The sequence below is a fragment of the Gordonia malaquae NBRC 108250 genome (assembly GCF_000344135.1).
GTDB lineage: Bacteria > Actinomycetota > Actinomycetes > Mycobacteriales > Mycobacteriaceae > Gordonia > Gordonia malaquae.
Window position 1 is genome coordinate 108,920 of the sequence record NZ_BAOP01000001.1, and the last position, 12,279, is coordinate 121,198.

Sequence of the window (12,279 nt, forward strand, 5' to 3'; positions counted from 1 at the left end):
GACCGGTGGGGTCCTCCTGCATTCGGTCACGAGCTGCCCTTGAGGACTTTCATGGTCATCCTGGAGTCGAGCCGGGCGATCGCCGGGTCGCCCATGAGATCGGCCGTCACCCACCGCTCGTATTCCGCGGTGTCACGCACTCGGACGCGGATCAGGTAGTCGGGCAGGCCGAACATTCGACGCAGTTCGACCACACTGTCCATGGCCGCCACCCGACTCTCGAAGTCGCGGACCGTCTCCCAGTCTTTCGCCACGAGCTCGGCGTTGACGATCACCTCCAACCCGAGCCCCATCGCGTCGTGATCGACCACCGCGGAGTAGCCGCGGATCACCCCGTCGGTTTCGAGACGTCGGACTCGGCGAAGACATGGCGCAGGCGTCAGGCCCACCCGTGAAGCCAGTTCCTGATTCGTCACACGGCCGTCTCGCTGCAACTCTTTGATTATGGCTCGATCCAATGCATCCACAGTTAGATCATTGCTCAAATGTCCACCATTGCGCCAGAACAAGACAGCACATTGCGGGCGAGAATTCCTAGAATTGCTACATGAAGATCGTTCGCCTCCTCGAAGGCCTGCCGCCGGCCGCGAAGGCTGCGGGTGTGGTCTGGCTCGGCCTTTTCGCGCTTGGCCTCGGGTTCGGAGTCCTCACGCGCACAACGGGATTCGACTGGTGGGTGGCGCCGGTCATGTCGGCGGTCATATTCGCCGGGTCGGCCGAGTTCATCCTCGTGGGGCTCTTCGCAGTCGCCACTCCCCTCGCCGTGATCGCCGCGACCGCGGCCCTGGTGAACTCCCGACACCTCTTCTACGGACTGTCGTTCCCGATCCACAAGCTTCGTGGGCGCGGCGCCAAGACGTACGGCGTGTACGCACTCGTCGACGAGGCGTACGTGATGGCGACATCACCCGAGGGCGGCGCATGGTCTGGTCGTCAGCTGCTGTGGACCCAGGCGGGCCTGCACGTCTCGTGGGTGCTCGGCGCGCTCACCGGGTCACTCGCCGGACCGACACTGCTCAGCGGTCTGTCCGGGCTCGACTTCGTCTTGACCGCACTGTTCCTGATCCTCGCCGTCGACGCAGTGGACGCGTCCCGCGACGCAGCGACCGCAACGATCGCCGTCGTCGCGGGTGTCATCGCCCATCTGATCGCGCCCGAGGCGATGCTGATCGTCGCAATCTCCCTGTTCACCGTCGGAATCCTGCTGCGCTACGCAGCGAAGGAAGGAGCGCGCTCGCATGCCTAGCACCGCCTACCTGCTCTCGGCGATAGCCGTCACGGCGGCGATCACGTTCGCATTGCGCGCCGCTCCGTTCGCATTGCCGCAGAGCATGCGCGACACTCCGGCGGTCAAGTTCCTCCGCACCGCAATGCCCGCCGGTGCAGTGCTCATCCTGGCGTTGTACTGCCTGCTCAAGGTCGACCTCGGGTCGCCGCGACACGGCCTCCCGGAGACCATTGGCGCCGCGGTGACGATCGGCGTCCATCTGTGGCGCCGAAATCTGCTGCTCTCGCTGGTTCTCGGCACTGCGACGTGCGTGATTCTGAGCTCCGTCACCTTCTGAACCCCTTGTGCGCTGAAGCACACCGGCGTATTCTCCTCTCAATTCTGAAATGTTGATGTTTCACAATGAAGGGGAGAACGTCATGCGCGTGAAGAAGGCGATCGCATACCTGGTCGCGGCCGCCGCTGGAGTGTCGCTCATCGCGGCCCCGGTGGCAGCCGCACCGTCGTCCGTCCGGGTGGCTCCGGCGCCATTGGTGCCGCTGCCGCAGGAACTGGACTCGAGTTTCTATCGGCCCGCCCAGTCGCGAGTCGCCGCGGCATCCCCCGGCGAGATCCTCGGAGCTCGGCGAATCAACGCGGCGAACTTCGGCGTCGCACCGCTCAACGTCGACGCCTGGCAGTTGTCGTTCCGCTCCACCGACACCAGCGGACGGGCGATTCCCGCGGTCACCACGATCCTGAAGCCGCGCGGCACGACGAAGGGCCCGCGAAAGGTGATCTCCATGCAGATCGCCGAGGATTCGACCGCGGGCTACTGTTCGACGTCGTACGCGATCCAACACCTGAACGCGAGTCCGCTGCTCGGTCAGGTCGTGGCGCCGGCCGAGCTGTTGGTCGGACAGGGTTTTCTCGCGCAGGGCTACGCACTCGTCCTGCCGGACCATGAGGGGCCGAACCACGCCTATGCCGCGGGTCCGCTCGGCGCGCGGATCACGCTGGACAGCCTGCGGGCCGCCAAGCAGTTCGCCCCGTCGACGATCACCGACGCCTCGCCGATCGGCCTGTACGGCTACTCCGGCGGTGCCATCGTGACTGGCCACACCGCCGAATTGAAGCAGTCGTACGCGCCCGAGCTGAACATCGTGGGTGCCGCGGAAGGCGGCGTGCCCGCCGACCTGGGTTCGCTGCTGCGCACCGCGCAGAACGGCGCCACCAGCGGCTTGGTGCTCGGCGCCGTCTTCGGCCTGGCTCGCGAGTACAAGTACTTCGACTCGTTCCTCGACCGTCGTCTGAACCCGCTCGGCAAAGGCCTCCGCGATCTGAAGGGTCCGCTCTGCGTCCAGTACCAGGCCGCGACGTTCCCGTTCCTCAACAACACAGGACTCATCGACTGGCCCGGCGGCGCGCTCAACGCACCCAGCGTCAAGCGGCTTCTCTCCGATACCAGGATGGGACGCGCCCGCCCGGACATGCCGATGTACATCTGGAACTCACAGCTCGACGAGATCGTCCCCGTCGGCCAGGTGAACACTCTGGTGAAGAAGTACTGCGCCGCCCCCGGGCCGTCGATCACCTACACCCGGGACCACCTGTCCGAGCACATCATCGGTGAGGTCGCCGGTGCGCCGATGGCGTTCCTGTGGCTGAAGGACCGGCTCGACGGGAAGCCCGCGACGCCAGGCTGCACCACTCGCGATGAACTGTCGATGGCGACCGACGCGAAATGGTGGCCCACGTTCTCCCGCACCATCGGGACCGACCTCGCCGCACTGTTCGGCGCGGCGATCGGGCGTGGCAAGTAGTTTGGATGAGTGACCGAGTCCAGGAGCTATCGAGGACAGTCCGTCGACGACCGCCGCCGACTGCGCCGCGCCAGGTTCCTGGACTCGGGCCTGCAGCTCTTCGGAACGCAGGGGTACGCGGGGACGTCCATCCCCGCCGTGTGCAAACACGCCGCATTGTCGTCGCGGCAGTTCTACGAGGTGTTCGCCGACCGGGAGGATCTCCTCAAGGCGCTGTACGACGAGACGCAGGACGCCGCGATGGCCGCGGTCTCCGACGCCATCGCCGTCGAACTCGAGAAGCAGTCCACTCTCGAGGAGATGTTCGGTGCGGGAATCACGGCGTTTGTCATGTACTACGCCGACAGCCCGCAACGCATCCGCGTGAGTTTCATCGAGGTGGTCGGCGTGAGCCCGGGCTTCGAGGCTCACCGTCGCGAACGTCGGCTCCAGTGGGCCTCGTTGCTGGCCGCAGTTTCTGAGCGCGGCGCGCAGCAGGGCATGGACGTCACCGCGTCGGACCCACTCGCGTGGGCTGCCTACCTGGGCGCGGTCAACGCCGCCATCGTCGAGCATTCGGAGGATGCGTCGACCACCGTCGACGACGTGATGCGCGTGATGCGCCGGATGCTCAGGCCCGGCGTGCTGGGCTAGTCGTGCTGGGCTAGTCGTGCTGGCTAGTACTGAGTCAGCTGCTCCACCAGCGCATCGAGCACCGACGCGTCTTCGATCGTCGACGGGACCGCGTACTCCTCGCCGTCGACGATCTGCCGCATCGTCTTGCGGAGGATCTTGCCCGAGCGAGTCTTCGGCAGTGACGCCACCACGGTGACGTCACGGAACGTCGCGACCGCCCCGATCTCGTCGCGCACCCGCTGCACGAGTTCGGACCGCAGAGTGTCGTCGTCGATGTCGACGCCCGCCTTGAGGACGACGTACCCGCTCGGACGCTGGCCTTTGAGATCGTCGTGAATCCCGATGACGGCACACTCGGCGACGGCGGGATGTGCGGCCACGACGGCCTCGATGCTGCCGGTGGACAGTCGGTGACCGGCGACGTTGATGACGTCGTCCGACCGTCCCAGGACCACGACATAGCCGTCGGCGTCGATGTATCCCGAGTCGCCGGTGAGGTAGTAGCCCTCGAAGGTGTTCAGGTACGACGCACGGAACCGATCCTCGTCACGCCAGAGTCCGGCGAGGGTGCCGGGCGGCAGCGGTAGTCGGATCACGATGTTGCCTTCCCCGCCTGCGGCCACCGCTCCGCCGGTCGCGTCGACGATCTCGACGGCGTACCCGGGCACCGGCACAGTCGGCGATCCCGCCTTGATCGGCATCGGCTCGAGGCCCCGGAGGTTGGCGGCGATCGCCCAGCCGGTCTCGGTCTGCCACCAGTGGTCCACCACCGGCACACCGAGCACCTCGGACGCCCAGGTGTAGGTGTCGGGGTCGAGCCGCTCCCCCGCCGCGAACAGGGTCCGCAGCGTGGACGTGTTGTACTTGGCGAGTTCGGTCGCGTCGGGGTCTGCCTTGCGGATCGCGCGGATCGCGGTCGGCGCGGTGAAGAGTGCGGCCACCTGGTGCTGGTCGATCACCCGCCAGAACGCACCTGCGTCGGGCGTTCCGACCGGCTTGCCCTCGTACATCACGGTCGTGGCGCCGACGAGCAGCGGCCCGTAGACGATGTAGCTGTGGCCGACCACCCAGCCGACGTCGGACGCCGTCCACCAGACGTCGCCCGGCGAGATGTCGTAGACGTTCCACATCGACCACGTCAGTGCGACGGCGTGACCGCCGTTGTCACGGACCACGCCCTTCGGCTTCCCCGTGGTTCCCGAGGTGTAGAGGATGTACAACGGATCGGTGGCCGCCACCTCGACGGGAGCGGCGGGCGACGCTGCCGCGCGCTCGGCGTCCCAGTCGAGCCAGCCGACGTAGTCGGACGCTGAACCGGGCACCTCGGCCCGGTCTTTCACGATCACCGTGCTCGGCGCGGAGGTCGCCTGGTCTATCGCGGCCTTCACCAGCGGGAGGTACTCGACGACGCGGCCCGGCTCGAGACCGCCCGAGGCGGTGATCACCGCGACCGGCTCTGCGTCGTCGATCCGGGTGGCGAGTTCGGGCGCTGCGAATCCGCCGAAGACCACCGAGTGGACTGCACCGATGCGGGCGCAGGCGAGCATGGCAATCGCCGCCTCCGGGATCATCGGCAGGTAGATCACCACGCGGTCGCCCTTGGTGACGCCCTGCGCCGCAAGCACTCCCGCGAACGCCGCGACCTCGTCGAGCAGCTGCGCGTAGGTGTACGTCCGGACGGTGGACGTCATCGCCGAGTCCCAGATCAAGGCGACCTGATCACCTCGGCCCGATGCGACGTGGCGGTCGAGCGCGTTGGCCGACGTGTTCAGCGAGCCGTCGGGGAACCATCGGTAGATCGGCGGGTTCGAGTCGTCCAGCGCACGCGTCGGCGGGGTGATCCAGTCGACCCCGGCCGCGGCCTCGAGCCAGAAGTCGTCGGGGTGATCAATGCTGCGAGCGAAAGCGTCTGCGTAGGATCCCATGTCGCCACCGTAGTGAACTCCTGGTGACGACGGTCACTCGGGCGGCGATCAGCCGCCCACTTGTTCAACGATGAACCCCAGCAGGATGACTGCCGTTCCGCCGATCTCGCCGACGATGAGGGCCACCATCGACGCGGTCATCATCGGCGACTTCGGATGCAGTTGGTTCTCCGTGTCGCGGAGGGCGCCGTGCAGGCAGTACGACGCGATCGCGGTGACGAAGAAGAACACGACCACGACCAGCGCGACGAGGTTCACGGCCGTGCTCCACGCACTGAACTGAACAAACACCCCGAGCATCGCCGTCGCGAACGAGTACATGAGCGCGGCACGGTGCGCGATGTCGACGTAGATGTGCGCCGCGCCGTCCGGACTGCGCATGATCTGCGCAAACTTCCACACACCGAGAACCAGCGCCCACAGGAAGATCACGCCAGCTGCGATCAGCGCGACCTGCGTCGCGAGAGTCAGAGTCATGCCTCCCACTCTTTCACGACAACCCCGCCGATCACCCCACACGCGGTTTGCGCCGGACCACCCCCTCCAACGGCGATCTGGCGGCCACCCAGGCGCCAGCGTCGGCGTCCACCCACGTCGCGAGCTCAACCGCCGCCCTCAGATCGCCGAGCAGGTCACGGCGATGGATCGGCTCATGATGTGCCGCTCGGTTCCGCACGGTCACAAGCCCCGACAGGTGCCGCTCGACCCGCGCCCGGCGGTCCCTGACGTCGCGATACCCGTTCGGGAACGCCTTGTTGAGCGCCGGAACCCACAACGTCGTCAGGTATCGCTCCGCTACGATGCAGCGCCAGAATCCGAATCCGAGTTCGGCGACGACCTTGCCGTGGAAGTCCGACCCGCCGGGCCCTCGCTCCACAGCTCTCATCGCCCGCTCCAGATCGCCGAGATGGCGGTCGTCGAGGGGGATCGTGTCGAACCAGGACGAGTCCCCTCGCCTGCCCGCCCACGCCATGAGCTGTGCGTCCATCGCATTCCGGACGGTCACCTCCACCATCGCGACCGTGACCAGGACCGCGGCAGCCGCCACAGAGTTCCAGTCGTACAGGCGCAGAGCCGCGTGCTCGTCACCCCGCGTGACGAGCCGATAGGACCGCAGCCGCTGGGCAGTCACGGCCCGCCCGATCGCATCGTCCCACTCCATATCCATTGCCGTCGACATATCCCCCCGACACCCCCGAATCGATTCGATCTGCCCTGAACATAGCTCGCACCTCTGACACTCTTTCCCCGTATTTGAAAGTTGAAATGTTTGGAGGTATAGTCATTTCAACTTTGAAACAACTGCTCGGAGGTCTTCGATGACAGCTGCACACAGCACCACCGCGCTGGCCGACGCGACGATCCGCGCCGATCACCCGTTCGCACGCCATCTCGTCCACGCCGCAGCCGTCGCCGCGGCGACGCCCCACCGTGCCTGGACTCCAGACGACGGCCCCCTCCCCGCGCTGTACCTGTCCCACGGAGCGCCTCCGACCTTCGAGGACGCCGAGTGGATGCGCCAATTGCACGACTGGTCGCAAGCTCTGCCCAGGCCCCGCGCGATCCTCATCGTGAGCGCACACTGGGAGTCGGACGAGCTCGGAATCACCAGCACTGCGCCGACCGAACTCGTCTACGACTTCGGCGGCTTCGACCCGATGTACTACCGCATGCGATACGACACCCCCGACAACACCGGTCTCGCGCAACGCCTGATCGACGTCCTGCCCGACACCCAGCGCGTCTACGAGCACCGCACTCGCGGCCTCGACCACGGCGCGTGGCTGCCGCTCAAGGTCATGTACCCCGAGGCGGACATCCCCGTCCTGCAACTGTCGATGCCGACACACGACCCACAGGCGCTGTTCGCCATCGGCCGGCGCCTGCAAGCGCTCCGCTCCGAGGGAGTGCTGGTCGTCGGATCCGGGTTCATGACACACGGCCTGCCCTACCTGGACTGGTCTCGCCCGGACATCGTCCCGACGTGGTCGACCGAGTTCGACGAATGGGCGGCCGACGCCCTCTCGCGAGGCGACGTCGACGCTCTCGAACGATTCCGCAGCCTCGCTCCGGGACTGCCGTTCGCCCACCCGACGGTTGAGCATTTCACACCGATCTTCGTCACCCTCGGCGCGGCGACCGATGCGGCAGCACCGGTCACGACCGCGATCGACGGCTTTGCGATGGGCCTCGCCAAGCGGTCGTTCCAGGCGGCCTGATGCCCGACGAACCGCGCTGGCTCACCACCACGGAGATGGATGCGTGGCTGCCCCTGCTCGCCGTCATCAATCAATTGCCTCAGGCACTCGACCAGCAGCTCCGCACCGACGCAGGGATCAGTCATGTCTACTACTCGATGCTCGCGTTGCTTTCCAACGCCCCCGATCGCACGATGACGATGGGACAGCTAGCCCGCGACAGCTTCACCAGCCCGTCACGTCTCACCCACGCGGTCACGAGCATGGAGAAGCGAGGTTGGGTCGCTCGATGCGCCGACCCGGAGAACAGGCGGATCCAGAACGTCTCCCTGACCGACGACGGCGCGAGCCTGCTCGTGCGCATCGCGCCCGGTCACGTCGACGAGGTCCGTCGCCGAGTGTTCGATCGGCTGTCTCCCACTCAGGTCGAGCAACTGCGCGACATCGCGTCAACGCTCGCCGAGCAGAACTAGTCGAACTGCGGCGGGACGGTGTCGAGGAGTCGCGAGTCGGGCTCGTCGCCCGACATCGCGAGAAGTCCGACCACCGCCCGACCGATTGTCAGCAGGTCGCGCGGGTCGCGCTTGTCGAGACCACCGATGAGCTGCTTGAGAATCGTCAGCTGGTCGAAGTAGATGCGCTCGACGATCAGGTTCTCATCGGCGTCGAAGATGAAGTAGGCGGTCATCCGCGTGCGGTGCGACGATCCGGTCGGCGGGATCTTGCCGAGCGGACCGAGATGGGTGCCGAGCAGCCAGAACTCGACGACCACGGCGTCGACGGTGTGCCGGAACGAGATGATCTCGTGGTCCTGGTCGGGGAACGCGACGCGCGTGTCGTGGTAGTAGTCCCGGACTTCGCGGGAGCCGTCATGGACGGTCATCTGTGCGATCAGTTCGTAGTGAGGATGAGGGAAGGTGGACAGCGTTGCATCCCAGTCCTGGGCCACCTCGTCATGGAAGTGATCGAGGACCAGCTTCTCGCGGGCACGGAGAACATGCTCGGGCGGGAGTTCAAAACGGGTCATGACGGCCTCCTACAGCAGTTCCCGCCAACATATACCCACACCGTGGATTAATTCAAGGTATGCGGCACAATGAGTCCGTGGACCTTTCACCGCGCCGCGGGCGACCACCCAAGGGGGAAGCGCGACTCTCCCGGGAGACGATCGTCGACGCGGCGTTGCAGCTGATCGACGACGACGGCATCGACGCGCTCAGCATGCGATCGGTCGCACGCCAGCTCTCCTCCGACCCGAAGAGCCTGTACAACCACGTCGGCGGCATCGACGACCTTCTCGACGCGGTCGCCGAACGCCTGCTCGGGTCGATCACCGCACCGGAACTCACGGGCGACCTGCGCACCGACCTGCGCGCCATCGCCTTCGCGTTTCGAGCAGGCACCCTGAATCACCGCGCCGCCGCGCCGCTGATCTTGACGAGGCAGTTGACGTCGATGGCGTCACTCGCCCCGGTGAACACGGCACTCGCCGCGATGCACTGTGCAGGTTTCTCCACCGACGACGCCGTGCATCTGATGCGTGCGACGCTAGCGGCACTCGTCGGCACATTGTTACGCGAGGTCAACGCCGTTCCGACGTTCGGCATCGCCAACACCGAGGCGATCGCCAAACGGGAGTCCGACCTGGCAGGCAGCGAACTGTCAGCGGTCGTCGAAGTGGCGCCGCAGCTCGCGCGGTTCGACGCCGATGCCGAGTTCCGCTACACCGTCGAGTTCCTGATCGACGGAGTGATCGCGCGTCGGCCGTCGACCGTCACCGACTAGGCAGCACTCCGCCGTCTGGAGCACCGGGACCATGCCGGAGCTCGAGTTCTCGTGCATGCAGTCGCTCGCCGCACTCAGAGCAATGCAGCTCAGCCTCGACGACCGAGCCGCAAGTGTGAGCCACTTCCACCGGCGCACCGTCAGGTGCATACCAACGATCGCCCCACTGCCGGAGCATCATCAACGCCTGCCACAGGTCACGCCCCTTCGGCGTGAGCACGTACTCGTGCCGGACGGGCCGCTCCTGATACTGGACCGTCGTGAAGATCCCGTGTTCCACGAGGGTGTCGAGTCGCTGACTGAGCACGTTCCGGGCTATTCCAAGCCGTGACTGGAACTCGTCGAATCGAGTGACGCCCATCAGCGCGTCACGCAGGATCAACGGCGTCCACCATTCCCCGATCACCTCGAGACTCTGGGCGATGGAGCAGTTCATGTCGACGAAGCTGACGCGGCGCATGCGCCCATCATAGTCAGTTGCTTCATAGAACGCATCTCGTCTACAGTCCGTTTCATGACACAACTAACTAGCCGGGCGTCGACTCCGACACCGAGTCGGGCAGTCATTCCAATCGTCGCGACAACCGTCCTCCTCTCCGGATTCGACCTGTTCGTGGTCAATGTCGTCCTCGCTCAGATAGCCGACGACCTCAACGTCGCCGACCTGTCGGGCCTCTCGTGGATCCTGAACGCGTACACGATCGCGTTCGCCGCGTTCCTGATACCGGCGGGCCGACTGAGCGACCGGATCGGCAGCCACCGTGCGCTCGTCGTGGGCCTCGCCCTCTTCGCGATCACATCGGCCGGATGTGCGTTCAGCACGTCGCTCACCGCGCTGATCGTGATGCGGACACTCCAGGGCGCGAGCGCGGCACTCATGACACCGTCGTCCCTCGGGGTGGTCTTGGAGGGGACGTCGCCAGACAAGCGCGCCGGGGCGGTCCGGCTCTGGGCCGCGCTCGGCGGACTCGGCGCCGCACTCGGACCGGTTGTCGGCGGCGGTCTCGCGGAGTTCGGATGGAGATGGGTGTTCTTGATCAACATCCCGATCGCAGGCGTCGCTGCGGTGGCGACGTGGTTCCTCGTCGCTCGTTCGACACCACGCCGCGAACATCACCTCGGCCTGATTCAGTCGACGGTTCTCGCGGGCTCGATCGCCGCTTTGGTAGCAGCGTTGGTCAACGGCGGAGAGTGGGGATGGACGTCTGCCCAGACGGCGATCCTCGCCGTGATCGCACTCGCCGGCTTCGCCTCTACCGGCCTGACAAGCGCATTCGGACGACGCCCGATCCTCGAACCTCAACTCTTGCGAGTTCCGCGGATCATTCCGGCCGCCGCGGCCCTCCTCGTTTTCCACATCGCTTTCGGGGCGATGCTGTTGACGGTCATCCTGTGGATGGAAGCTGCCTGGGACTGGTCCCCGTTGCGAGCCGGTGTCGGCATCGCGCCCGGCCCTGCGATCGTTCCGATCGTGGCGGTTCTCGCCGGGCGTCTCACGGGCCGGATCTCGCCGCAGTGGCTCGCCGGCCTCGGCGGAGCAGTCTTCGCGGTCGGTGCCGCGAGCTGGGCGATCGCTGTCCAGGCCGACTCAACGTACGCCGCAGCAATCCTGCCGGGAGCCCTCTTGACCGGCGTCGGCGTCGGGCTCATCACGCCGACGGCCATGGCGATCGGAACATCCGCCCTCCCCGCGCAGTGGTTCGCCACCGGGTCGGGCGTGCTCAGCATGGCCCGCCAGGTCGGTATCGCCGTCGGCGTCGCGGTGGCCGTAGCGTGCCTCGGACCTGCGTCCGACGTCTCCGACTTCCACCTCACGTGGTGGGTCACCGCTGCCGTCTCGCTGATCGCAGGCGCGCCCCTGCTCGCCGTCACCAAGGAGAACCGAGAATGACCGACCAGTTCACCACCCTGCACCGTCTGCTCGACGGCCACAGCGTCGATTCCGAGCGCCTGCGCACCGTGTACGGGTTCGGCGGCCTCCACGGCGGGATCCTGTCGGCGATGCTGCTCGGCCGGATGCGCCGCGCCGTCGATGCCTCGTTCCGGCCCGTCGAATTGACCACCCAGTTCATCGCGCCGACACGCGAGATGCCGAGCGTCCACGTGAGCGTGCTGCGCCGGGGGCGACGCAACGCACAGGTGACGGCCACCGCGACTGCGCCCGACGGTTCGATCGTCGCCACCGCCGACGCCGTGTTCACCGCATGCGCTGACGCTCCGATCACGCACCGCCTGTCCCCTGGGCCGCCCTCCGGCGTCACGCCGATCGAGTCGGCGTCGCCGATCGTCATCGACCCGCAGTTCATGCCGCTGGCCACCGCGTTCGAGATCCGTCCCGCCACGTCGACCCTCCCGTACACCGGGGGCGAGGACGCCGAACTGTGCGCGTGGATACGTCTCACCGGACCCGCCCCCGAACCGCAGTCGCGGTTGCTGATCCTTGCCGACGCACTGGCGCCGTCGTACGCGGCGACGCTCACTGTCCTGGCACCGATCCCGACGGTTCGGATGGCCGTGCATTTCGCGCCCACGACGCAGAGCATCGACGACGAATGGGTGTTGCTGCGCGCTCGAACTCCCCACGCCGACGACGACGGTTGGCTCAGCGAGTCGCTTGACCTCTGGACTCCCGATGGAGTTCACCTCGCGTCGTCGACGCAACTGCGTATCGTCCGACCCACCGCTCCCGTCGCCTGAGGAGCCCCGACGTGAACGCCTCCGGCTAC

Annotated in this window: 15 protein-coding genes; 9 read left to right on the forward strand and 6 right to left on the reverse strand. The window is 66.6% G+C overall.

The features are described 5' to 3' along the window. Window positions 1–26 precede the first annotated feature (26 nt). Window positions 27–467 (reverse strand): Lrp/AsnC family transcriptional regulator, encoded by a 441-nt coding sequence (locus GM1_RS00595; protein ID WP_008375797.1) that lies wholly within the window; start codon window positions 465–467, stop codon window positions 27–29. An 80-nt stretch (window positions 468–547) separates the two neighbouring features. Here GM1_RS00595 and GM1_RS00600 point away from each other — a divergent pair, with 80 nt between their 5' ends. The 4 genes from GM1_RS00600 to GM1_RS00615 all read left to right on the forward strand — a co-directional run bounded on the left by GM1_RS00600 (window position 548) and on the right by GM1_RS00615 (window position 3,663). Beyond that, a complete protein-coding gene (locus GM1_RS00600) occupies window positions 548–1,246 on the forward strand; it encodes an AzlC family ABC transporter permease (protein ID WP_008375798.1) in 699 nt (232 codons plus the stop codon). Continuing rightward, window positions 1,239–1,565 (forward strand): branched-chain amino acid transporter permease, encoded by a 327-nt coding sequence (locus GM1_RS00605; protein ID WP_008375799.1) that lies wholly within the window; start codon window positions 1,239–1,241, stop codon window positions 1,563–1,565. The genes GM1_RS00600 and GM1_RS00605 overlap by 8 nt, the downstream gene beginning before the upstream one ends. Window positions 1,566–1,647: 82 nt before the next feature. Continuing rightward, window positions 1,648–3,030, forward strand: a complete 1,383-nt coding sequence (locus GM1_RS00610) for a lipase family protein (protein WP_008375800.1) — start codon at window positions 1,648–1,650, stop codon at window positions 3,028–3,030. A 9-nt stretch (window positions 3,031–3,039) separates the two neighbouring features. After that, window positions 3,040–3,663: a TetR/AcrR family transcriptional regulator gene (locus GM1_RS00615; RefSeq protein ID WP_008375801.1), complete on the forward strand. Its 624-nt coding sequence runs from the start codon at window positions 3,040–3,042 to the stop codon at window positions 3,661–3,663. A gap of 23 nt (window positions 3,664–3,686) precedes the next feature. Here the strand turns inward: GM1_RS00615 and GM1_RS00620 are convergent, their stop codons facing one another. From GM1_RS00620 to GM1_RS00630, 3 genes are read right to left on the reverse strand one after another with little or no spacing between them, the layout of a single operon-like run. Continuing rightward, complete coding sequence (locus GM1_RS00620; protein WP_008375802.1) at window positions 3,687–5,570, reverse strand: propionyl-CoA synthetase; 1,884 nt, start codon at window positions 5,568–5,570, stop codon at window positions 3,687–3,689. Between the two features lie 48 nt (window positions 5,571–5,618). Further along, window positions 5,619–6,047 carry a hypothetical protein gene (locus tag GM1_RS00625; protein WP_008375803.1) on the reverse strand — a complete coding sequence of 143 codons (429 nt, stop codon included), beginning with the start codon at window positions 6,045–6,047 and terminating at the stop codon, window positions 5,619–5,621. 31 nt (window positions 6,048–6,078) lie between these two features. Next, a complete protein-coding gene (locus GM1_RS00630; RefSeq protein ID WP_244874745.1) occupies window positions 6,079–6,732 on the reverse strand; it encodes a hypothetical protein in 654 nt (217 codons plus the stop codon). A gap of 157 nt (window positions 6,733–6,889) precedes the next feature. Between GM1_RS00630 and GM1_RS00635 the strand changes: the two genes are divergently transcribed. Together GM1_RS00635 and GM1_RS00640 are read left to right on the forward strand one after the other, a co-directional pair. Further along, window positions 6,890–7,789 carry a dioxygenase family protein gene (locus GM1_RS00635; RefSeq protein ID WP_008375805.1) on the forward strand — a complete coding sequence of 300 codons (900 nt, stop codon included), beginning with the start codon at window positions 6,890–6,892 and terminating at the stop codon, window positions 7,787–7,789. Beyond that, window positions 7,789–8,241, forward strand: a complete 453-nt coding sequence (locus GM1_RS00640) for a MarR family winged helix-turn-helix transcriptional regulator (RefSeq protein ID WP_008375806.1) — start codon at window positions 7,789–7,791, stop codon at window positions 8,239–8,241. Before GM1_RS00635 ends, GM1_RS00640 begins: the two co-directional genes overlap by 1 nt. Here the strand turns inward: GM1_RS00640 and GM1_RS00645 are convergent. After that, the gene (locus GM1_RS00645; RefSeq protein WP_008375807.1) at window positions 8,238–8,795 is read right to left on the reverse strand and encodes an ester cyclase; all 558 of its coding nucleotides are present in this window, start codon (window positions 8,793–8,795) and stop codon (window positions 8,238–8,240) included. The two genes, GM1_RS00640 and GM1_RS00645, sit on opposite strands and share 4 nt — an antisense overlap. Window positions 8,796–8,872: 77 nt before the next feature. Between GM1_RS00645 and GM1_RS00650 the strand changes: the two genes are divergently transcribed. Then, a complete protein-coding gene (locus tag GM1_RS00650) occupies window positions 8,873–9,553 on the forward strand; it encodes a TetR/AcrR family transcriptional regulator C-terminal domain-containing protein (RefSeq protein WP_223291404.1) in 681 nt (226 codons plus the stop codon). Here GM1_RS00650 and GM1_RS00655 read toward each other — a convergent pair. Next, window positions 9,543–10,013 (reverse strand): winged helix-turn-helix transcriptional regulator, encoded by a 471-nt coding sequence (locus tag GM1_RS00655; protein WP_008375809.1) that lies wholly within the window; start codon window positions 10,011–10,013, stop codon window positions 9,543–9,545. The two genes, GM1_RS00650 and GM1_RS00655, sit on opposite strands and share 11 nt — an antisense overlap. 54 nt (window positions 10,014–10,067) lie before the next feature. Here GM1_RS00655 and GM1_RS00660 point away from each other — a divergent pair, with 54 nt between their 5' ends. Together GM1_RS00660 and GM1_RS21455 are read left to right on the forward strand one after the other, a co-directional pair. After that, entirely contained in the window at window positions 10,068–11,444 is a 1,377-nt protein-coding gene (locus GM1_RS00660) for an MFS transporter (protein WP_008375811.1), read from the forward strand. Then, window positions 11,441–12,250, forward strand: a complete 810-nt coding sequence (locus tag GM1_RS21455; RefSeq protein WP_008375813.1) for an acyl-CoA thioesterase — start codon at window positions 11,441–11,443, stop codon at window positions 12,248–12,250. The genes GM1_RS00660 and GM1_RS21455 overlap by 4 nt, the downstream gene beginning before the upstream one ends. Window positions 12,251–12,279: the final 29 nt, after the last annotated feature.

Excerpts from the sequence above, each read along its gene's own strand:
- GM1_RS00600 (WP_008375798.1), top strand. The coding sequence starts at position 548 with ATGAAGATCGTTCGCCTCCTCGAAGGCCTGCCGCCGGCCGCGAAGGCT.
- GM1_RS00605 (WP_008375799.1), top strand. The coding sequence starts at position 1,239 with ATGCCTAGCACCGCCTACCTGCTCTCGGCGATAGCCGTCACGGCGGCG.
- GM1_RS00610 (WP_008375800.1), top strand. The coding sequence starts at position 1,648 with ATGCGCGTGAAGAAGGCGATCGCATACCTGGTCGCGGCCGCCGCTGGA.
- GM1_RS00620 (WP_008375802.1), bottom strand. The coding sequence starts at position 5,570 with ATGGGATCCTACGCAGACGCTTTCGCTCGCAGCATTGATCACCCCGAC.
- GM1_RS00625 (WP_008375803.1), bottom strand. The coding sequence starts at position 6,047 with ATGACTCTGACTCTCGCGACGCAGGTCGCGCTGATCGCAGCTGGCGTG.
- GM1_RS00630 (WP_244874745.1), bottom strand. The coding sequence starts at position 6,732 with ATGGAGTGGGACGATGCGATCGGGCGGGCCGTGACTGCCCAGCGGCTG.
- GM1_RS00635 (WP_008375805.1), top strand. The coding sequence starts at position 6,890 with ATGACAGCTGCACACAGCACCACCGCGCTGGCCGACGCGACGATCCGC.
- GM1_RS00640 (WP_008375806.1), top strand. The coding sequence starts at position 7,789 with ATGCCCGACGAACCGCGCTGGCTCACCACCACGGAGATGGATGCGTGG.
- GM1_RS00645 (WP_008375807.1), bottom strand. The coding sequence starts at position 8,795 with ATGACCCGTTTTGAACTCCCGCCCGAGCATGTTCTCCGTGCCCGCGAG.
- GM1_RS00655 (WP_008375809.1), bottom strand. The coding sequence starts at position 10,013 with ATGCGCCGCGTCAGCTTCGTCGACATGAACTGCTCCATCGCCCAGAGT.
- GM1_RS00660 (WP_008375811.1), top strand. The coding sequence starts at position 10,068 with ATGACACAACTAACTAGCCGGGCGTCGACTCCGACACCGAGTCGGGCA.
- GM1_RS21455 (WP_008375813.1), top strand. The coding sequence starts at position 11,441 with ATGACCGACCAGTTCACCACCCTGCACCGTCTGCTCGACGGCCACAGC.